This is a genomic window from Pseudomonas sp. S09G 359, assembly GCF_002843605.1.
Taxonomy (GTDB): Bacteria; Pseudomonadota; Gammaproteobacteria; order Pseudomonadales; family Pseudomonadaceae; genus Aquipseudomonas.
Genome location: NZ_CP025263.1, coordinates 1,663,778 through 1,683,945, shown reverse-complemented (window position 1 = coordinate 1,683,945; position 20,168 = coordinate 1,663,778). Strand labels below are relative to the sequence as shown.

Below are 20,168 nucleotides of genomic sequence, written 5' to 3'. Positions count from 1 at the left end.
CCACGCATCCGGTAATTAGGGTCAATACTTCGAGCCTGACCGCATCCCGCTGGTCTTACTGGAGAGACGCCTGCCATGCAAACCTGCCACTTCTGGATAGACGACGAGACACTGCAGATCAGCATCGATCAGTTGCTTCTTGCATCCCGCCAATGGTCGAGTAGGATTGAATCCTACTCATCGTCGGCGGACTTCGAAATGCGCTCAACCCAGCAAATGAGCATTACCTTGCCAATCGAGATGGCCGCATGGGTCAAAGCCAAGGTCGCCGCCGGTGAGTACGCCACTGAGAGCGAAGTGATACGTGACGGCCTGAGGGCCCTGCTGGCACGTGATCGGGCGATGGATGACTGGCTGCGGGACGAGGTGATGCCAGTGGCAGCGTCCCTTGAAATCGACCCTGGCCGGGCGTTATCCGCCGAGCAGGTTCGCGAACACATGGCGGCTAAACGCCAACGTAAAGGCACTGAGCCACGGTGAGTCGTTCGGTAGCTTTTTCACCTGAAGCGCTGGCACACCTTGACGCCCTTGAAGACTACATCAGCGACACCGGCTCCCCACTGGTCGCTGCAGGTTTTATCGACAACATCATCAGCTATTGCGAAAGCCTTGCCCTGTTCCCCTTGCGCGGCAGCTGCCGTGACGATCTGCTGGCTGGCCTGCGCATCACCCACTATCGACGCACCACCGTCATCGCGTTCAGGGTGGGTCCTGATTCCGAGAGAGTGTCGATCCTGGGCGTGTTTTATGGCGGGCGCGATTACACGACAGGGCTACAGGGCGACGGAAAACAGCCTCGACAATTAGAGTGATCAATGACCAACACCGATGGAAAAAAGAACAGCAGCGGCCCGCACTATCGAGCGCTGAAACCGGGGCTATGGAGCATCGGCCTGCTGTGCGTCGCCACCCTTGGCTTCTTCGCCTGGCAAAGCTACTACCCCGTCAGCGCGGCCACCGGCTGGAGCGTCCAGGTGCTGCACCGTGATGTCCCCAAAGCAGCCTCGCTGATGCCACTGGCGGACGGCTCGTTGATGGTCAGCCAGGAACTCGACAAGGCCAAAGGCAGCATCGTGCGCATCCACCTCGACGGCACACGTGAGGTGGTGGTGGGCAACCTGTCGAAACCCGACGGCATGTTTGCCACCCGTGGCGGTTGGGTATTCAGCCAGGAGTCCACCGGTTTGCCCGTGAGTTTTTTCAAGGACGGCGTCGTTAGCGAACTGTTCAAAGGCGAAAGCGTGCAAGGATTGTGGGATGACGGTGAGTACCTGTACGCCATCGAAGACCGAAAGCCCGCAGGGCGCCTGCTGCGCTATCGCTGGAGCGACCAGTCCCTGAGCGTGCTGCGCGACCAGCTCCAGGAAGGCGAGTCCATCGTGCGCTGCACCGATGGGCGCATGCTCTATACCGAGAAACAAAAAGGTGTGGTGCGTGAACTGACCGACGATGGCAGCGACCCGGTGGTGTTGAGCAAGCTCAACCAACCGACGTTCTTGATGTGCGATGAGCGCGGGTTGTGGATCAATGAAGACGCAACCCATCGTGCGCGGCTGTTGCTGATTGATAAGCAGGGGCGCCAGCAGACCATCCTTTCATTTCTCAAAGCGCCGCAATCCATTGTACCGACGGGCCATGGCACCTATCTGCTGGCCGAAGGCGGGAGGGATCGGGTGCTGGAGTTGTCGCCGCCGGATGCACGCATTGCCGTGCATGATGACGCTTCTAAAAAGTAATGACCGGCGCCACTCGCCCCTGAGACTCCATACACACGGTGAAATCGGCCTTTGGAGAAAACGAAATCAATAGCACCGCTTGCATAAGTCCCACGGCGGGACTAGGATCCTTCATGAGAATTATCGCAATCAGCCAACTCAAGACCTTTTGGCGCAAGCACCCGGATTCGGAACAATCGTTACTGGCCTGGATAGACGAGGCGAAAAATACCAATTGGTCGACGCCGGCGGATATCAAGGAACAGTACCGTAATGCCAGCGTTCTCAAGAGCCGAAGAGTCGTCTTCAACATAAAAGGTAATGACTACCGGCTCGTGATCGCCGTGGCGTACCGCTACGGAGCTATCTATATCAAGTTCGTCGGCACACATAAGCAGTACGACGCGATTGACGCCGATACCGTTGAAACGGAGTAACTCATGAACATCCGCCCTATCCATACGGCACAGGACTACAAGGACGCACTGAAGTCGGTTTCCTCGCTGTTTGACAACGAACCAGATCCCGGCACCCCTGAAGGTGATTACTTTGACGTGATGATCACCCTGATCGAAGCCTATGAGGCGAAACATTTCCCAGTGGATCTGCCCAACCCGGTTGACGCCATCCGTTTTCGAATGGAACAGTCTGGTTTATCCGCAGCCGATCTGATTCCTGCCATTGGCCGTCAGAATCGGGTTTATGAAGTGCTGAATGGGAAGCGAGCGCTGACATTGCCGATGATCTGGAGGCTGCATGAGATGTTTGGAATACCAGCAGAAAGCCTGATCAAACCAGTAAAACCCTGCTGACCCGTTTCAACACCAACGCCCGAACCGGTGCGCCACAAACTCACATTCGCGGCACGCATTGCACTACAGCTGAAACCGCGCCACCGCTTCGTTGAGCGCAACCGCCAACCGCGTCAGCTCCTGGCTGGAGCCGTTGATCTGCCCCGCGCCGGAAGACGACTGCGCCGACAGGTCACGGATATTGACGATGTTGCGGTCGACTTCCTTGGCCACCTGGGCCTGCTCCTCGGCGGCGCTGGCGATCACCAGGTTGCGCTGGTGGATCTGGTCGATGGATTGGGTGATCTGGCTCAACGCGCCGCCGGCGCCTTCGGCCAGGGTCAAGGTCTCGGTGGCACGTTGAGTGCTCGACTGCATTGACGTCAACGCATCGTTGGAACCGGTGCGCATGGCGGTGACCATCTGGTCAATCTCCAGGGTCGATTGCTGGGTGCGATGGGCCAGCGCGCGCACCTCGTCTGCCACCACCGCGAAACCACGCCCGGACTCACCGGCACGTGCAGCCTCAATGGCGGCATTGAGTGCCAGCAGGTTGGTCTGCTCGGCGATGGAGCGAATCACGTCGAGCACCTTGCCGATGTCCCGCGACTGCTCGGCCAGGTTCTGCACCAGGGTCGAGGTTTCGCCGATATTGCCGCTCAATGCCTGAATCGCGCTGACCGTTTCACCGACACGATGCTGGCCTTCGCGCGCGGTTTCATTGGAGAGGCGCGTGGACTCGGAAGTCGAGACGGCATTGCGCGCCACTTCCTCGGCGGCCGAGGTCATTTCGTTGACCGCTGTCGCTGCCTGTTCGATTTCGGCAGTCTGCTGTTGCAGGCTGCGGCTGCTTTGATCGGTAATGCCGTTGAGGTCAGTGGCGGACGCCGCCATTTGCGCCGCTGACTGACGGATCAGTTGCAGGGTGCTGCGCAGGCTGCCTTGCATGGATTGCAGCGCCACCAGCAGGCGGGTCACCTCGTCGTTGCCGCTGACTTCCACGGTCTGGGTCAGGTCGCCCCGGGCGACGTTTTCCGCAGCGCGCATCGCTTGCCCCAGCGGGCCGACAATACTGCGAGTGAGCAACCAGGCCAGGGCCACCGTACTCAAGCCCGCCAGGATCACGAAACCAAACACCATGGTGCGCGATTGGCCGTACTGCGCCTCGGCGGTCTGGCCCTGCTGGTTGATCTGGGTGTTGTAGTAGTCGGCGAGTGCGTTGAGCTGGGCGCCGGAGCCATCGACCACGGTTTTCATGTCCACCAGCAGCAACTTGTTCAGTTCGGCGCCCTGCTGCTTATCGGCAAGGATGAACGACTGGGCCAGCCCCTGTTGGTACTGGCGCAGCGACACCTGGAATTGGTCATAGAGCGCGCGCACTTCGGGGGTGTCGATGACCTTGTCGAGGTCAGCCAGCCGTTTTGCCAGGTCCTGGCTGCGCGTGTCCATCTGGCTGCGGTACTGCGGGATGCTTGCGGGGTTGGGGTCCAGCGCCATGCGCAAAGAGATCGTGCGAATGCGCAGCATGATTTCACGAATGTCGGCCACCAGGCGCATCTTGGGTACCAGCCCGCTTTCAACCTGCACCGCACTCGCACGAATGCTCGCCATGTTCGACAGCGCAAAAAAACCCAACAGGGCTACCAGCAAAGCAATCAAGGCAAAACCCAGACCCGCACGGCGGGCGATGGACAGGCTGCGAAGGGACATTTAGGGGGGCACTCTTATTAGGGATACGACATCGTATGAGAGCATTTCGGCCGCACCGATAAGGACTTTAGGGCGCCCTGCCCTAATAGACAAAAAGCCTGCCGGGCATTCAGCTCGACAGGCTTTTTCGGTTGCATGCAGCCGTTGACACGGCACTGCGTTGATCTTGCGATCAATAGGTTACTGGCACGTCCCACCCTTGTGATGCGACCCCGTTCCGCCAACCGGATGAGTGCCTTTCGGGCAACCCATTGCAAACATCGGGCTCACGGCCAGCACTATGAGCAACACCACCCCGGACAACCTCTTCATAACATCCTCCGTGACCATCACGACGCGTGATGGCACAAAGATATCACGCTTCGAGAAAGTCAGCAGTTTTCACCAATGGATGTTACGAAGACATCAACGTGCTCTGGGCGCTGCTGGCCATACTCTGCAAAGCCTCGAATGGGTTTCTACCGATCAGCATGAAAGCATGGGACGGGTTGGCCCAATACACCACGTTCAGCCCTCGACGCTGTTCGGTGGCGATGGGTTGCGCGCCCTTTTTGCCGGCCGTAATGCACAGCGCCAAGGGACCGTGTCGCGGGTCCAGATAGGTCAACTGGCCGATCAATACGCCGTCATAGTCAAGGATCTGCGCCCGCCGGAACTCGGCGCCAGGCAGATTGACGGACGCCGGGGACAACGCCAGGCCCAATTGAGCGCCCACCGAGTTGAGCTGGGCGATGTGTGAGGCGGGATCAGCGCTGAGGTGCTCCAGGGTCTGAGGCGTATACAAGGCCATGTATTCGGCGACCGAGGCACGCCAGCCTTGGCCGGATTCGGCATGGGTCCAGCTCATGAACAAACGGTCGGCGGCCACGCCAGCCACGGCAAAACCGGCCGCCATCGCGAGGAAACGACGACGGCTCAGAGGGGCGACTTGCGTCGGCGGCAAGGCGTTGAGCATGGCGTGCAGACGCTCGGCGGGGGCTTGCGCCAACAGCGAATCGAAGGCGGCCTTAAAGGGCAAGTCGGCGCACTGCAACGCCTCTATGCGCGAGGCCAGCACCGGGTCATTGCACACCTGATCAGCGATCAACCGACGCTGTGCGTCATCCAATTCGCCATCCAGGTAGGCCACCAACAGCTCATCGGACGGTACGTTCGTGTCAGTCATCGCCGTTCTCCGCTGGCTTTATCCGGCTGGGCGCTTGAGGGTCGGGCCTCGGCAAGTTTCATGCGTGCCGCCGCCAATCGACTCATTACGGTACCCAGCGGAATCTGCAGTACCTCGGCAATCTCCTTGTATGAAAGGCCTTCTACATACGCCAGAAAAACCGTTTCGCGCTGCGCTTCAGGCAACCCGTTTACCCGCTTGATCACTTGTGCGGCCAAGACCTGCTCCTGAGCCTGACGCTCGCCATCGAACGACAGCTCCTGCTCCGCGTCGACAAACCCCTGCCCTTGGCGTACCCGCTGTGCGCGCAGTTCGTTGAGCCAGATTGAATGCATGATCGCCAACAACCAGCGGTCGAACCGCGTACCGGCCGCAAACTGCCCGGCACGCTCCAGCGCCCGCACACAGGTGGCCTGTACCAGGTCCTCGGCCAGGTGCTTTTGTCGCGATAACACCAAGCCGTATCGCCATAAACGTGGCAACAACAGGCCCAACTCACGCCGAAACTCAGCCTCTGGGATAATGGCTGCCCCCTGGGAATTCACGCACCGGCTTCACGCTTGCGGCGCGGCGGCAATGGCTTCGGCCAAGTCTTCGTACTCTTCGCAGGTGGTGCTGCACAAGGCTTTGATCTTCAGCAGTTGTTCTTGCGCCAGGTCGACGCGCCCCTTGATCACATACGCTTCGCCGAGGTACTCGCGAACTTGGGCGTAGTTGGGGTCGAGGGCCACCGATTTGAGGTAATAGCCGATGCCCTCATCGGTACGCCCGAGCTTGCGCGTGGCGTAGCCGCGGTAGTTGAGCGCCTTGGCGGTGTTTGGATTTTGCAAGGTGTCGAGCAAGGCCAGGGCCTCGTCGTAGCGCCCATCTTTGGCCAGGCGGTAGGCGTAATCGGTGCGATCGGCGTCAGACGTGGCCTTGCTGGTTTGCAGGACGCACTTGCCGGTCTTGGTGTCCCAAACCTGGCCTTTGGGGCAATTAGGTTTGGGCGGCGCCGATTCATCACCGGAGGCCTGGGCGTTCCCTGCGAGCAAAGCGGCGGCCAGGCAAGCGCCGTAAAAGAGCGCGCTGCGGTAACCAATGGCATGTTCGTGGCGATTGTTCATGGTTGTCTTGCTCCGTAACAATAGGCGGGTACAGCAGCAAACATCATTTTTGAAACGCATTGCGCGGGCCGGGCAGCATGCGGCGCAGCGTGCCGTCGCCCTTCACATAGTGGTGCCAGAGCGCGGCAGCGGCATGCAGCCCCGCCAGCACGATAATCGCCCACGCCACCTTGTCATGCAGGCCGCCCAGGGTGCCGCGCCACGCGTGATCAATCACCAGCGGCGCCGGAATAGGCAACAGCCCGAAAAAGTTGAACGGTTCGCCTTGAGCCCAGCGAAACAAAAAGCCCAAAACGATCTGCGCCAGCAACAACAGGTACAGGCAACCATGCGCCATTTTTGCCAACCGGTTAAGCGCCGGGTGATTGCCGGCTGCCAGGCGACTGCCGCCGAACAGGCGCCAGCAAATCCTCACCGCAATCAACACCGCCATGGCGATGCCGAGGGAGATATGCACCGACTGCAAACCCTTGCGCAGCGGCGTGCCCTTCTCCAGATTTTCCCAGATATGCGCACTGGCAAACATGAAGATCACCACGGCGGCAGTTAGCCAATGGAAGAGGCGGGTCAGGCGGTCGTAACGATCGGAGGGCGTATTCATCGGTGTTCCCTGGGTGGTCTGTAGGGTGAACACCGCAACCCAGGAAATTATTCGGTACAGCGCGAACAATTTATACCGAGCCGCCGACGCCCATAAACGAAAAAGCCCCGTAACGCACTCAGCGACGGGGCTTCTTTTATGTGGCCCTACAGAGGGCGCAGATGCCGCTCAGTGCTAGCGCTCCTTGTTGGCCTGAGAGAGCACCGAGGCGGCCAGGGACTTGGTGTCCTCACTGTACTTACCGCTCTGAAGCGCCTTCCCCGCCTTCTCTTCCATCTGTGCGCCGGTTTGCTTATCGGTACCGCTTTGCGCCAGCGCTGAAGCAGCGAGGCTTTTGGCAATGGCCGAAGCATTGGGATTGCTGAGCGTTTCGGCTGCCAACGTGGCCAGCTTGTCGGAGGTCTTTTTCGTATTCGTGCTCATGGTGCATTTCCTTTGCAGTTTGAGGATGAGTACGCGACTGAAAAATCATCGCCAGCGAAAGATAAGGCGTTGGGCACAGGGTCGCAACGCGCTGGGTGTAGGGTGCGTTTGGCAAACATGTAAGAAATGCGTATTTGCTTTGTAGTAACGGTGAGAGCGAGGCGAACCGGTCTAAAAACAGCAGAAACGAAAAAGCCCCGTAGCTTATTCAGCTACGGGGCTTTTTCTATGTAATGGCGGAGAGATAGGGATTCGAACCCTAGGTACCGGTGAAGGTACAACGGATTTCGAATCCGTCCCATTCGGCCACTCTGGCATCTCTCCAACGGCGCGCATCATAACAGTGTGTTTCACGGAAGCAAACCCCAAACGCGATTTTTTTCCGTGCTATCAGATGCTTGCGTCGATTAAAGCGGTACGCCAAGACGATTGGCGACTTCTTCGTAGGCTTCGATAACGTCACCGAGGCCCTGGCGGAAGCGGTCTTTGTCCATCTTCTTCTTGGTGTCCTTGTCCCACAGGCGGCAGCCGTCCGGGCTGAATTCGTCGCCCAGGACGATGGAGCCGTCGTGGAACACACCAAATTCCAGCTTGAAGTCCACCAGCAGCAGGCCGGCGTCGTCGAACAGCTTGCTCAGCACGTCGTTGACCTTGAGGGACAACTCCTTCATGCGCGCCAGTTGCTCAGCAGTGCCCCAACCGAACGCCACCACGTGGGATTCGTTGATGAACGGGTCGCCCTTGGCGTCGTCTTTCAGGAACAGCTCGAAGGTGTACGGGTTGAGCTTGAGGCCCTCTTCCACACCCAGGCGCTTGACCAGGCTGCCGGCAGCGTAGTTACGCACGACGCATTCGACCGGGATCATGTCCAGCTTCTTCACCAGGCACTCGTTGTCGCCCAGCAGTTTGTCGAATTGGGTCGGAATGCCGGCCTCTTCGAGTTTCTGCATGATGAAGGCGTTGAACTTGTTGTTCACCATGCCTTTACGATCAAGTTGTTCGATGCGCTTGCCGTCGAACGCCGAGGTGTCGTTGCGAAACAGCAGGATCAGGCGGTTGGCGTCGTCGGTCTTGTAAACCGACTTGGCTTTGCCGCGGTAGAGTTCTTCACGTTTTTCCATGATGGGCTCCGCTTTGAGTGAGGTGGGCTAGGCGATGTGTCGCCAGTCGAGCCCTGAATCTTGATCGGCCAGTTGCAGCCAGTCCGGGTCGCACCCGAGGGTGTCGACAAAACATTGCCGGGCAAGCGTCGGCAGGTTGTTCTTGCTGCTGAGGTGGGCCAGGACCAGGTGTTGCAGGTCTTGCCAGCCCAACTCATACACCAGGTACGCCGCCTGGTGGTTGTTCAAATGCCCCAGTTCGCCGCCTACCCGTTGCTTGAGAAAGTACGGGTAATGGCCACGAGCCAACAGGTCTCGGCAGTGGTTGGACTCGATCATCAACGCATCGAGGTTCCGGTAACCGTCCAGCACCTTGGCGCAGTAGGAGCCCAGGTCGGTGAGCACGCCGAAACGTCGCTCACCGCCACTGAATACATACTGCGTCGGTTCCTGAGCGTCGTGAGCGACCGCAATCACATCAATGCTCAAGGCACCGATTTGCAGTTGCTCGCCACCAGCCAGGAAACCTGCGGGTTCAATAGGTTTACGCATCCCGCGCAAGGTACCGCGACTCAAGTACACCGGAAGATTGTAGCGCCGAGACAGCAAACCCACGCCATGCACGTGATCGGCATGTTCGTGGGTCACCAGAATCGCGCTCAGCTGCGCGGGGTGAACCCCCAGGCGCAGCAGGCGCCGCTCGGTTTCCCGTAACGAGAAACCACAATCTACCAGCACGTACGTGTCCTCGTGGGCGACCAGCGTGCCGTTCCCTTGGCTACCGCTACCGAGAACAGCAAAACGCATCGGATCAGCCCAGGTTGTCCTGAATCACGCCCAGTACTTTGCGCGCTGTTTCAGCTGGCGCAACGGTATTGATGTTCTTCTCGACGGTGACTTGCACGCTTTCGCCAACCTTGCTCAAACGAACCTGGTAACGCTCGGCGCGGGTCTCGATTTCTTCCTTGGTCGGCGTGCTGCCGAACAATTTACCGAAGAAACCAGGCTCTTCATCTTTGCGCTCGGCCTTTTCAGCCACGTTGATGTAGTACAGGCCCAGGCTGCGGTTGATGTCTTCAACACGCCAAGGGCCTTGTTCCAACGCGCGACCGACGCTGGCCCAGGCACGGTCCAGGTCTTCACCGAGGTTCAGCACCACGTTGCCGCTGCCGTCTTCGGTAAGGCTGACACGGCTCGGGGTGTCGTAATCACGTGCAGCGAGCAGGGATACGGAACCGCCCTTCTCGGAGATACGGCTCATGCTGGCCAGCATCTCGTCAACCAATGCCGAGTCGACGCCGGTGTTGACCGAGCGGTTGGTGAAATCGACATTGGCCGTGCTGCCGGCAGGACGCTCGGCGCTGACCACATAGACTTCACTGGTATTGCGCTGCACGCCTGGCTCAATGCGCACACGCACGCGGGCTTCGCTGTCGGCGGCGACACCGCCGGCCTGCAGGCGCTTGGCCATGGTGGCGGACAGTTCGCTGCCCTGCTGCCATGCAGTGGTGAACTCACCGGTCTGCGGGCGCTGCTCTTCAATGCGGAAACCGTTGTCCTGGAAGAACTGCACGGCCACCGGCCAAACTTCGGCAGGTGGGCGCTGAGCCACGATCCAGCGGGAATCACCGCTCTTCTGCAGGCTGTAGTCGCTGGCATCGGCCACGGCCGAGATCGGCTGTGGACGCGGCACGACGTACTCACCCTTGGTGGTGTCGTCGGCTACGTTGCGCGGAATCGGCAGCAACGGGTCGAGGCGCTTGGCCACGTTGACGCCCGGCGGCAGTTCCATCGGTTTGGTGGGTTGTGCTTCCAGGTAATCGCTACCGCGGTCACGGAAGTAACCTTCCGGGCCCCAGATCCAACCGCAGCCACTGGTGCTGGAGATAATCAAGGCAAGTGCGGAAAGTCCGGCCAATCGCTTCATGCGTAGTGCTTCCTCAATTAAACCAGGACGCCGGACTGGCGCAGGGCCTGTCGCAGCGGTTCGTGACAGGCTTCGCTGAGGCGGGTGAGCGGCAGACGGATACCGTCCGGCATCAGGCCCATCTCAAACAGCGCCCATTTCACGGGGATAGGGTTGGATTCGATAAACAGTGTCTTGTTGAGCGGCATCAGCTTCTCGTGGATCGCGCGAGCGGTCACGGCGTCACCGGCGATGGCGGCGGCGCACATGTCGCTCATGGCACGCGGGGCCACGTTGGCGGTTACGGAGATGTTGCCCTTGCCACCCAGCAGGATCAGCTCTACGGCGGTGGCGTCGTCACCGGAATACAGCAGGAAATCGCTGCTCACGCCGGCCAGGATGTCCTTGGCGCGCTGCAGGTCGCCCGTGGCTTCCTTGATACCGATGATGTTCGGCACGGTGGACAGGCGGATTACGGTCGCGGCCTGCATGTCGCACGCGGTGCGGCCAGGTACGTTGTAGAGGATCTGCGGGATGTCGACAGCTTCGGCGATGGTCTTGAAGTGCTGGTACAAGCCTTCCTGGGTCGGCTTGTTGTAGTACGGGGTCACCAGCAGGCAGGCATCGGCGCCGGCCTTCTTGGCGTTTTTGGTCAACTCGATCGCTTCACGTGTCGAGTTGGCGCCTGTACCGGCGATCACGGCGATACGGCCCGCGACGCGCTTGACCACGAATTCGATGACCTGGATGTGTTCTTCCACATCGAGGGTGGCCGATTCACCGGTGGTGCCGACCGCCACGATGGCGTTGGTGCCTTCTTGCAGGTGGAAGTCCACCAGTTTGCCCAGGCTGTCCCAGTCGAGATGACCTTGTGCATCCATGGGTGTGACCAGTGCCACCATACTGCCCGCAATCATGCAACCGCTCCTGCCGGAAAAAGAGAGCCGTAATGGTACTGGCGCCAAGATGCTTGTACAAGCGAAGTACCGCGTGAGGACGCGTTCTGGCACAACTAAACGACGGGCAATGCCATCATTGGGCCAAAGCAGCGGTTGCAACAGGGTGAAATCAAGCCGTTCACGCAATGAAAACGCCACCTCCTATCCCTTGGCGACGCTTTTCGCTACCCTTCATCCTTTGATCGATACAGCCCTCACCGTATCGACCGCTCATCGTTTTAGGAAGGCTGCATGTCCACCCCCACAGTTCGCGAACAATTCCTTGTTATCAGTGCCCTCGGCGCCAACCCCATGGAGCTGACCAACGTCCTGTGCCGCGCCAGCCATGAAAACCGCTGCGCCGTCGTGACCTCCCGCCTTACCCGGCATGGCGAGTGCAGTGCACTGGTGCTGCAGATCTCCGGAACCTGGGACGCCCTGGCGCGCCTGGAAACCGGCCTGCCGGGCCTGGCCAAGAAGCACGATTTCACCGTAAACGTGGTGCGCAGCGCCGCGCTGGAGAATCGCCCCCAGGCCCTGCCTTATGTGGCGTATGTCAGCTCGGCCTACCGCTCGGACATCGTCAATGAGCTGTGCCAGTTCTTTATCGACCATAACGTCGAGCTGGAGAACCTGACCTGCGATACCTACCAGGCCCCGCAAACCGGCGGCACCATGCTCAACGCCACGTTCACCGTGACCTTGCCGGCCGGCGTGCAGATCAGCTGGTTGCGTGACCAGTTCCTCGACTTTGCCGATGCCCTGAACCTCGACGCACTGATCGAGCCTTGGCGCCCACAGAACCCAATGTAAGGAAGTACCCATGGCGGTTGTCATCGACAAACCCGTAGCCGATTTCGAAGCCCAGGCCACCAGCGGCCAGACCTTCAGCCTCGCGGCCCTCAAGGGCAAGCAGGTGGTGATCTACTTCTATCCGAAGGACAGCACGCCGGGCTGCACCACTGAAGGCCAGGGCTTTCGTGACCAGTACGCAGCCTTCAAGGCCGCCGACACCGAGGTGTTTGGCGTGTCGCGCGACAGCGTGAAGTCCCACGAGAACTTCAAGGGCAAGCAGGAATTCCCCTTCGAGCTGATCAGCGACAAGGACGAAGCGGTTTGCCAGCTGTTTGATGTGATCAAGCTTAAGAAGCTATACGGCAAGGAATACCTGGGTGTGGATCGCAGCACCTTCCTGATCGACAAAGATGGCGTGCTGCGCCAGGAATGGCGCGGCGTGAAAGTGCCAGGGCATGTGGATGCCGTTCTGGCAGCAGCTCAGGCGCTGAACAAGGCCTGAATTCGCCCCGAAGCGAGCTTGCAGCGTGCTTGTTTTGAGCTTGTTGCGGGCTTGCTTTGAGCTTTTTGTGGCGAGCGAGCTTGCTCTCGCTGGGCTGCGCAGCGGCCCCAAAAAAAGACGGAGCGCTTCGCACTCCAACGGAAGCAAGCTCCCTCCCCACCTATAACCGCCGCTACAACAACGGCGCCACCACCGGCTCTTGCCGTGGCCACGCATCCAGCACCGCCTTGAACAGCGTTGCCAGGGGAATCGCAAAAAACACGCCCCAGAACCCCCACAGCCCACCAAACAACAACACCGCGCAGATAATCGCCACCGGGTGCAGGTTGACCGCCTCCGAGAACAGCAGCGGCACCAGCACGTTGCCATCCAGGGTCTGGATAATCCCGTACACCGCCATCAGGTAGATGAATTGGTCGCTCCAGCCCCACTGGAACAGCGCGATCAACATCACCGGCACCGTCACCACCACGGCGCCAACATAGGGCACCACCACCGACACACCCACCAACAACGCCAGCAAGGCCGCGTAGTTCAGGTCCAGGGCAATAAAGGCGATGTAGGTAACGCCCCCGCAGATAATGATCTCGATGACCTTGCCGCGGATGTAGTTGGCGATCTGCCGGTTCATTTCTTCCGCCACCCGGGTAATCAGTGCCCGCTCACGAGGCAGGTAGCCGCGCACCCAGCGACCGATCATGGCGCGGTCTTTGAGGAAGAAAAACACCAGGATCGGCACCAGCACCAGGTAGATCATGATGTTGACCAGCAGCGGCAGACTGGACAGGGAAAAAGTCAGCGCCCACTGCCCGAATTTTCCGATCTCGCCACGCGCCACCTCGATGGCCTGCAACACTTGCTCATCCGACACCAGGTGCGGGTAGCGCTCGGGCAACAGCAGCAACAGCGATTGCCACTTGGCGAGCATGCCGGGCAACTCGTTGAACAGGGTGATCAGTTGGTGCCACAGCAACGGCAACACCACCACGATAAACACCACCAGCAGCCCCATGAACAAGGCGAACACCAGCCCCACCGCCGCCGCACCCGGCAAACGCAAACGCTCCAGGGTGGTGACCAGGCCCTGCATCAGGTAAGCCAGCACCATCCCCGCCAAGACCGGCGCCAGCATGCCACCCAAGGTGAGTACGGCGGTAAAGGCCAGGAATAGCAGGACCGCCAGCACCACGGCTTCTTCATCGGAGAAGTAGCGCTGAATCCAGTCTCGTAACACTTTGAACATCAATCAACCTCGGGTGGTGGGGGCAAACGGTTCAGGCCTTGCGCAACCAGTAACGGTACACACCGGCGGCGTCTTCTTCATGCAATAAGGTATGCCCCGCCAACTTGGCGAAGGTGCGGAAATCACGCTGGGAGCCCGCGTCAGTGGCGATAACCTTGAGTACCGCACCACTGGCCAATTGATTGAGTTCCAGCTTGGCCTTGAGCAGGGGCAACGGGCAATTGAGGCCGCTGGCATCGAGTTCGGCATCAAAGGCTACAGCGTCGGTCATGGCTTTACTCCGGGCACGCATTCGGGTTGCTTAGAATATCTGGTCCGAAGCTCAGTGTCCGGCTACAGTAAGCTCTTTGTCGAAAGGCTCTGTGCATGACTTTTTTGCGCCCCACCCTGCTGACGCTGGCTTGCCTGCTGGCCTCCCCGGGCTTCGCCGACGACCTGCCGTCACTTGGCGACGCCAGTTCTGCCATTGTCTCGCCACAACAGGAATACCAGTTGGGTCGCGCGTGGCTGGCCTACCTGCGCGGCCAGGTCTCGCAACTCAACGACCCTCAGCTCAAGGATTATGTCGAAACCAGCGTGTACAAGCTGGTGGAGACCAGCCAGGTGAATGACCGGCGCCTGGAGTTCATCCTGATCAATAGCCCGCAACTCAACGCCTTTGCCGCACCCGGTGGGATTGTCGGGGTCAACGGCGGCCTGTTCCTCAATGCCCAGACCGAAGGTGAATACGCCTCGGTGCTGGCGCATGAATTGGCGCACTTGTCCCAACGCCATTTCGCCCGTGGTGTTGAAGCGCAGCAGCGCATGCAACTGCCGATGATGGCCGCGCTGCTGGGTGGCATCATTGCCGCCGCCGCAGGTGCAGGCGATGCGGGGATTGCCGCGATTGCCGGCACCCAGGCCGCCGCAATCCAGGAACAACGGCGCTTCTCCCGTCAGAATGAACAAGAGGCCGACCGCATCGGCATCCTAAACCTGGAAAAAGCCGGTTACGACCCGCGCTCCATGCCGACGATGTTCGAACGCCTGATGCGCCAGTACCGCTTCGACGCCAAGCCGCCGGAATTCTTGCTGACGCACCCGGTTACCGAATCGCGCATCGCCGACACCCGCAACCGCGCCGAACAAGCCAAACCCGGCGGCAAGGAAGACAGCCTGCGCTATCAACTGATCCGCGCGCGGGTGCAGCTGCAATACGAAGACACACCCGGCCTCGCCGCCAAGCGCTTCCAGGCCCAACTGGACGAGAACCCGAAGAACGATGTGGCGCGTTATGGTTTGGCCATCGCCCAGATCAAAGGCTCCCAATTCAAGCAGGCTCGAGACAACCTCGCCCCCCTGCTGGCCAAGGCGCCCAACGACATCACTTACAACCTGGCACTGATCCAGCTGGACATCGATAACAACAAGCTGCCGGATGCGCAGCAGCGCACTGATCGGATGTTGACCCAATATCCCGGCAACTACCCGCTGAACCAGGTAAGAGTCGATCTTCTGCTTAAACAGAACCGTACCGCCGACGCGGAAAAAGCCTTGGACGGCCTGCTCAAGTCGCGCCCGGACGATCCTGACGTGTGGTACCAGGTCGCCGAGACGCGCGGCCTGTCGGGCAACATCATTGGCTTGCACCAAGCCCGTGCCGAATACTTTGCATTGGTGGGCGACTTCCAGCAGGCCATCCAGCAACTGGACTTCGCCAAGCGTCGCGCAGGCAGCAACTTCCCGTTGTCATCACGCATCGATGCTCGCCAGCGTGAGCTGATCGAACAGGAACGCCTGGTAAAAGGGATGATGAGCTAAACCTGTCACCCACAAAAAAGCCCCGCCCTCGTATAACGAAGGCGGGGCTTTTTTATGCGGCTGGCGGGTTACTCAGCCAGCTTGAACGTAATGAAGCTGGCACGCCCCTGACGCAGTACGCGCATCGACACCGAACGGTTCTTCGGCAGCGCCTTGGCGATGTCGGTGAACTGCTTGGTGGTGTCAATCGCCTGGTTGTTCAGGTGGGTAATCACATCACCTGGCTGCAGGCCGATCAGGGAGGCAGGACCGTCCTGCACTTCCTTGATCACAACACCGCTTTTGAGGTCGAAGCTCTTCTTCTGCTCATCAGTCAGCTCCGCTACAGCAATGCCCAGGCGGTTGCTGCTGCGCTCGGCACCTGGCTTCGCGTTACCCAGGGCGTCCAGGGTTGCGCCTTCTTCTGGGATTGCGCCCACGGTCAACTCAACGTTCTGGCGCTTGCCTTCACGTATCACTTCCAGCTTGGCTTTGCTGCCCGCCTTAAGCGCGCCCACCAGGTGTGGCAGGTCGGCCGACATAACGATCGGCTGGCCGTTCATGCTCAGGATCACGTCGCCAACCTGCAAGCCACCTTTGGCCGCCGGGCCGTCGTCCTGGATCTGCGCGACCAAGGCACCGGCCGGCTTGTCGAGGCCGAAGGATTCAGCCAGGTCCTTGTTGACTTCCTGGATCACCACGCCCAACCAACCACGGCTGACCTTGCCACCGCTTTTCAGCTGGTTGGAAACGTCCATGGCGACATCGATCGGGATTGCGAAGGACACGCCCATGAAACCACCGGAGCGCGTGTAGATCTGCGAGTTGATCCCCACCACTTCGCCTGCCAGGTTGAACAGCGGGCCGCCGGAGTTACCCGGGTTGATCGGCACATCGGTCTGGATGAACGGCACGTAGTTTTCGTTTGGCAGGCTGCGGCCGATGGCGCTGACGATACCTTGGGTCACAGTGTGGTCAAAACCAAACGGCGAGCCGATGGCGACTACCCACTGCCCGGCTTTCAGGTCCTGGGATTTACCCAGTTTGAGCACGGGCAGGTCTTTGCCTTCGATCTTCAGCAAGGCCACGTCGGAACGCGGATCAGTGCCCACCAACTTGGCTTTGAGCTCACTGCGGTCTGCCAGGCGCACGAGGATCTCGTCGGCGTCGGCAATCACGTGGTTGTTGGTAAGGATGTAGCCATCCGGGGAAATGATGAAGCCCGAGCCCAGGGACTGTGCTTCACGCTGACCACCACCGCCACGCGGGGCGCGTTGTTGCGGCATGCCGCGCTCGAAGAACTCGCGCAGCATCGGCGGCAGGCCTTCGAGGTCCGGCATCTGCTGGTTGGAGACTTTACGGTCCGGCAGCTTCTGCGTGGTACTGATGTTCACCACGGCAGGCGAGGCCTGCTCCACCAATTGGGTGAAGTCAGGCAACTCGGCCGCTTGCGCAGGCAAGGCCTGGCCCAGCACCAACACCGTGGCGACTATGGATAGGTAAGACTTCAAACGTGGTATCGACATACAGCTCCCGTTACGACGAGCAGGGTTGAGCGACAGGGTTCAAGAAACGCCGAAAACTGCGACCGACATCTTTGTTCCGCGAACAAAACAAGGCCAGAGCCGACAAGCCCTGACCTATAAAAAACATGAGAGATTTTTGCAAGTGAAAATGCTGATCCAGACATTTCATGCTCTCGGCAGCCAACCTGGCATGGGTACACACTGAGAGATCAGGATGAACATAGGATTAACGGCTCAAGGCTGGCTAACCGGCTTTTTTTCACCACGCACCGACAGCGCGATGCGCTCGGCGGTACCGATGGGGATTTCACCCACCACCGTCACCATCATTTCACCGTCGACCGTATTCAGGCGACGGGACACGGCAACCGTTGGGCCCAACTGCGTGCGGGTCTCCGTAACGCTTACGTCGCTGATCGGCTCCAGGAACACAGAGAAACGCGCCAGCCCGTCTTCATACATCAGGCTGTCTACCGTGGCTTTGGTCTGGGTGTCTTTGCGGGCACTGGTGTTGGTCAGCTGAAAGCCTGGCGGCAGCCATTCCAGGTGCCAAGTCTCGGTAGCGGCGACCGCTGGCGCAGTGCTGTTAACCACGGCAATAGGTGTGCATTCAGTGCTGGGCTGCAAATCGCGGTCGCTGGGTGCGGTCGACGTATCCAGCCGCGTGAACTGGAAACGCTCCAGCAACTGCCCCTGCTCATTAATCAACAGAGACTTGAGCGGCAGCGCGGTATCACGGTCCAGGTGCAGCTCAAAACCGTAACGATATTGGTCACGCGGCGTGATCGACACAATCACCGCATTCCGACCGGCCACGCGAGATTTGCCGATAACGGCCAGTTCGTAGAATTGATTGAGTTTTTGCGGATCGAGCGCACGTGAAGGTGCATCACGTGAGTTGCCAATGCCGGCGACAAGGGTGCCGCTGACGCATTGAGTACGACCATCCAGCCGCACAACTTCCTGGGCAGAACCATCGAGCTGCAAAAGCCGCTCACGGACCTGACCATTCTGGACACGGTGCCAGATGTCATGGGTGGAAAAACTGCCGTTACGCTCGTAGACGAACGTACCTTGAAAGCTTTGCTGTTGCTCTGCACGCCCAAGTCGAGTCAGCCAGTCTTGGGCTTCATCGGCATGGGCGGGGAGTGCAAACCAACTACTGAGCAAAAGCGTAAGGAGCGGTATGGCGCGCATAGGGCCCCTTAGCGGTTCAGCGGTTTTCCAGGCTTGCTGCGCGAGCGTATGGCAGAGCGCTTTCAGTGCCTTTCAGGGCCGATTCCTGTGCGTGTTGGCGCAGGTAGCCTGGAAGACGCTGGTCCTGCCAGCCGGATTGCCCTTGCAACACACCGTTGGCCATTGGGCCGGTGGTGTCGGAGCTTTCCTTGTAGCCGGCCAGTACGGCTGGGCCTTTGACTTGCGGACCGGCCATGACCGGTTGCTGAGTCTGTTGGGCCAACTCGGCGCCAGCGATCTCGTCCTGGTTGTACAGGCGAACACCGGCCAGCACGGCAACAGTCACCGAGGCAGCGACTGCCAGGCGACCCAGGCTACGCCATGGACCACGAGCAGCTTTTGCCGGAACGGCTTCATCAGCCAGCGCAGCAGAAACAGCCGCAGCAATATCCAGACGAGGGATTAGAAGATCCTTGTGCATCACCGCCCGAGCGACTTGGTAACGAGACCAGGTATCACGGGTTTCGGCATCATCAAATGCATTGAGCACTCGACGAAGTTCCAGTTCATCCGCTTCGTTATCCATCACTGCGGACAGCGATTCCTGCAGGGCATCACGACTCATGGCGGTTCCTCTCTTGGCTGTCGCCGCTGTCTTTAGTTTTCCTGCAACAACGGTTGCAAGGCTTTATCGATGGCTTCCCGGGCCCGGAAAATCCGTGACCTTACAGTCCCCACCGGACACTGCATGACGCTCGCAATGTCTTCGTAACTCAGACCATCGAATTCACGTAAAGTTAACGCCGTACGTAAATCTTCTGGCAGTTGCTGAATTGTGCGATGAACGGTTCCTTCGATCTCGTCGCGCAGCAATGCACGCTCCGGCGACTCGAGATCTTTGAGGCCGTGATCACCATCGTAAAATTCCGCATCTTCTGAACTAACATCACTATCCGGTGGGCGGCGCCCGCGAGACACCAGATAGTTCTTCGCCGTGTTAATGGCGATGCGATATAGCCACGTATAAAACGCACTATCACCGCGGAAATTGCCCAGTGCACGGTACGCCTTGATAAAGGCTTCCTGTGCAACGTCCTGCGCTTCATGGGTGTCGTGCACAAACCGCACGATCAACCCGAGAATTTTGTGCTGGTATTTCAGCACTAGCAGATCAAAAGCTCGCTTGTCGCCGCGTTGAACGCGCTCGACCAGCTGCTGATCCTCTTCCTGGGTTAGCATGAACACTCCTCGTTGTACTTGAAGGAGGCTTGCATAACTAAACGATCAGGCTTGCAAACATAGACTCGGACTTTTCGCAAAAGTTCTCCCCCTCCAAGCAAGTTTCCGGCATGCACTGATTTGGCACACACGAAAAACGCAGCACGGGCAACGCCGACTGCGCGAATAATCTTGTCGCCGGTTTTCTGACGCGTCCAATGCTCCCGACGGGCCAATAAACTCAACGTTTTCCCAGCTTTCGGGCAACCTGCTATTGAGTCGGGGCTTATGCAAAAAGTTCCCTTTCCAATAACCAGGCGATTTAGCCCAAGCCGTGCACCGTAATCTCACATTGCCACGAATGCCTGGCTATTGTGCCGCTCCCCCCCTCTATATACTAGTGGGCCGTGTGACCCTTTGATTCGCCGATCCAGGCGTCCTGTTTGCGCCAGCCCTTTGGATCGCTTTTTGCGG

The 20,168-nt window shown here is 59.4% G+C and carries 24 protein-coding genes and 1 tRNA gene; 8 read left to right on the top strand and 17 right to left on the bottom strand.

Going from position 1 to position 20,168, the window contains the following annotated elements; translation table 11 throughout:
• Nucleotides 1-198: 198 nt before the first annotated feature.
• The 5 genes from CXQ82_RS07635 (at nt 199) to CXQ82_RS07615 (ending at nt 2,527) form a co-directional block, all read left to right on the top strand.
• Complete coding sequence (locus CXQ82_RS07635) at nt 199-480, top strand: type II toxin-antitoxin system ParD family antitoxin (protein WP_371917352.1); 282 nt, start codon at nt 199-201, stop codon at nt 478-480.
• A complete protein-coding gene (locus tag CXQ82_RS07630; protein WP_101267600.1) occupies nt 477-812 on the top strand; it encodes a type II toxin-antitoxin system RelE/ParE family toxin in 336 nt (111 codons plus the stop codon). Before CXQ82_RS07635 ends, CXQ82_RS07630 begins: the two co-directional genes overlap by 4 nt.
• Nucleotides 813-893: 81 nt before the next feature.
• Nucleotides 894-1,736, top strand: coding sequence for a hypothetical protein (locus CXQ82_RS07625; protein ID WP_101273735.1), 843 nt, complete (start codon nt 894-896; stop codon nt 1,734-1,736).
• A 113-nt stretch (nt 1,737-1,849) separates the two neighbouring features.
• On the top strand, nt 1,850-2,152 hold the full coding sequence (locus tag CXQ82_RS07620; protein ID WP_101267599.1) for a type II toxin-antitoxin system HigB family toxin: 303 nt from the start codon (nt 1,850-1,852) through the stop codon (nt 2,150-2,152).
• A gap of 3 nt (nt 2,153-2,155) precedes the next feature.
• Nucleotides 2,156-2,527: a type II toxin-antitoxin system HigA family antitoxin gene (locus CXQ82_RS07615; protein ID WP_101267597.1), complete on the top strand. Its 372-nt coding sequence runs from the start codon at nt 2,156-2,158 to the stop codon at nt 2,525-2,527.
• Between the two features lie 63 nt (nt 2,528-2,590).
• Here the strand turns inward: CXQ82_RS07615 and CXQ82_RS07610 are convergent, their stop codons facing one another.
• The 11 genes from CXQ82_RS07610 to dapA form a co-directional block, all read right to left on the bottom strand.
• On the bottom strand, nt 2,591-4,216 hold the full coding sequence (locus CXQ82_RS07610) for a methyl-accepting chemotaxis protein (protein ID WP_101267595.1): 1,626 nt from the start codon (nt 4,214-4,216) through the stop codon (nt 2,591-2,593).
• Between the two features lie 394 nt (nt 4,217-4,610).
• Nucleotides 4,611-5,381 carry an anti-sigma factor gene (locus tag CXQ82_RS07605; protein WP_101267594.1) on the bottom strand — a complete coding sequence of 257 codons (771 nt, stop codon included), beginning with the start codon at nt 5,379-5,381 and terminating at the stop codon, nt 4,611-4,613.
• Nucleotides 5,378-5,875, bottom strand: coding sequence for an RNA polymerase sigma factor (locus tag CXQ82_RS07600; protein WP_101273734.1), 498 nt, complete (start codon nt 5,873-5,875; stop codon nt 5,378-5,380). The genes CXQ82_RS07605 and CXQ82_RS07600 overlap by 4 nt, the downstream gene beginning before the upstream one ends.
• A 60-nt stretch (nt 5,876-5,935) precedes the next feature.
• A complete protein-coding gene (locus CXQ82_RS07595) occupies nt 5,936-6,487 on the bottom strand; it encodes a tetratricopeptide repeat protein (RefSeq protein ID WP_101267592.1) in 552 nt (183 codons plus the stop codon).
• A gap of 43 nt (nt 6,488-6,530) precedes the next feature.
• Complete coding sequence (locus CXQ82_RS07590) at nt 6,531-7,088, bottom strand: cytochrome b (RefSeq protein ID WP_101267591.1); 558 nt, start codon at nt 7,086-7,088, stop codon at nt 6,531-6,533.
• A gap of 174 nt (nt 7,089-7,262) precedes the next feature.
• A complete protein-coding gene (locus tag CXQ82_RS07585; protein WP_101267589.1) occupies nt 7,263-7,511 on the bottom strand; it encodes a hypothetical protein in 249 nt (82 codons plus the stop codon).
• 234 nt (nt 7,512-7,745) lie between these two features.
• Nucleotides 7,746-7,835, bottom strand: a tRNA-Ser gene (locus tag CXQ82_RS07580).
• An 83-nt stretch (nt 7,836-7,918) separates the two neighbouring features.
• Nucleotides 7,919-8,632, bottom strand: coding sequence for a phosphoribosylaminoimidazolesuccinocarboxamide synthase (purC, locus tag CXQ82_RS07575; RefSeq protein WP_003172493.1), 714 nt, complete (start codon nt 8,630-8,632; stop codon nt 7,919-7,921).
• Between the two features lie 27 nt (nt 8,633-8,659).
• Nucleotides 8,660-9,418 carry an MBL fold metallo-hydrolase gene (locus CXQ82_RS07570; RefSeq protein ID WP_101267587.1) on the bottom strand — a complete coding sequence of 253 codons (759 nt, stop codon included), beginning with the start codon at nt 9,416-9,418 and terminating at the stop codon, nt 8,660-8,662.
• Between the two features lie 4 nt (nt 9,419-9,422).
• On the bottom strand, nt 9,423-10,538 hold the full coding sequence (bamC, locus tag CXQ82_RS07565) for an outer membrane protein assembly factor BamC (protein ID WP_101267586.1): 1,116 nt from the start codon (nt 10,536-10,538) through the stop codon (nt 9,423-9,425).
• A 17-nt stretch (nt 10,539-10,555) separates the two neighbouring features.
• Nucleotides 10,556-11,434 (bottom strand): 4-hydroxy-tetrahydrodipicolinate synthase, encoded by an 879-nt coding sequence (gene dapA, locus CXQ82_RS07560; RefSeq protein ID WP_101267585.1) that lies wholly within the window; start codon nt 11,432-11,434, stop codon nt 10,556-10,558.
• A gap of 273 nt (nt 11,435-11,707) precedes the next feature.
• Between dapA and CXQ82_RS07555 the strand changes: the two genes are divergently transcribed.
• Together CXQ82_RS07555 and CXQ82_RS07550 are read left to right on the top strand one after the other, a co-directional pair.
• Nucleotides 11,708-12,268 carry a glycine cleavage system protein R gene (locus tag CXQ82_RS07555; RefSeq protein ID WP_003172487.1) on the top strand — a complete coding sequence of 187 codons (561 nt, stop codon included), beginning with the start codon at nt 11,708-11,710 and terminating at the stop codon, nt 12,266-12,268.
• Between the two features lie 10 nt (nt 12,269-12,278).
• Nucleotides 12,279-12,752, top strand: a complete 474-nt coding sequence (locus tag CXQ82_RS07550) for a peroxiredoxin (protein ID WP_101267583.1) — start codon at nt 12,279-12,281, stop codon at nt 12,750-12,752.
• 172 nt (nt 12,753-12,924) lie between these two features.
• Here the strand turns inward: CXQ82_RS07550 and CXQ82_RS07545 are convergent, their stop codons facing one another.
• Both CXQ82_RS07545 and CXQ82_RS07540 read right to left on the bottom strand, forming a co-directional pair.
• Nucleotides 12,925-13,995 (bottom strand): AI-2E family transporter, encoded by a 1,071-nt coding sequence (locus tag CXQ82_RS07545; protein ID WP_101267581.1) that lies wholly within the window; start codon nt 13,993-13,995, stop codon nt 12,925-12,927.
• Nucleotides 13,996-14,026: 31 nt separating this feature from the next.
• Complete coding sequence (locus tag CXQ82_RS07540; RefSeq protein WP_101267579.1) at nt 14,027-14,266, bottom strand: sulfurtransferase TusA family protein; 240 nt, start codon at nt 14,264-14,266, stop codon at nt 14,027-14,029.
• A gap of 95 nt (nt 14,267-14,361) precedes the next feature.
• On the opposite strand from CXQ82_RS07540, the gene CXQ82_RS07535 reads away from it, so the two are divergent.
• A complete protein-coding gene (locus CXQ82_RS07535) occupies nt 14,362-15,795 on the top strand; it encodes a M48 family metalloprotease (RefSeq protein WP_101267577.1) in 1,434 nt (477 codons plus the stop codon).
• Between the two features lie 68 nt (nt 15,796-15,863).
• Here the strand turns inward: CXQ82_RS07535 and CXQ82_RS07530 are convergent, their stop codons facing one another.
• From CXQ82_RS07530 to rpoE, 4 genes are all read right to left on the bottom strand, one after another.
• Nucleotides 15,864-17,300: a DegQ family serine endoprotease gene (locus tag CXQ82_RS07530; protein ID WP_101267575.1), complete on the bottom strand. Its 1,437-nt coding sequence runs from the start codon at nt 17,298-17,300 to the stop codon at nt 15,864-15,866.
• Between the two features lie 234 nt (nt 17,301-17,534).
• Nucleotides 17,535-18,497 (bottom strand): MucB/RseB C-terminal domain-containing protein, encoded by a 963-nt coding sequence (locus tag CXQ82_RS07525; protein ID WP_101267573.1) that lies wholly within the window; start codon nt 18,495-18,497, stop codon nt 17,535-17,537.
• Nucleotides 18,498-18,513: 16 nt separating this feature from the next.
• Nucleotides 18,514-19,101, bottom strand: a complete 588-nt coding sequence (locus tag CXQ82_RS07520) for a sigma-E factor negative regulatory protein (protein WP_003172479.1) — start codon at nt 19,099-19,101, stop codon at nt 18,514-18,516.
• A gap of 32 nt (nt 19,102-19,133) precedes the next feature.
• Entirely contained in the window at nt 19,134-19,715 is a 582-nt protein-coding gene (gene rpoE / locus CXQ82_RS07515) for an RNA polymerase sigma factor RpoE (protein ID WP_003172477.1), read from the bottom strand.
• Nucleotides 19,716-20,168: the final 453 nt, after the last annotated feature.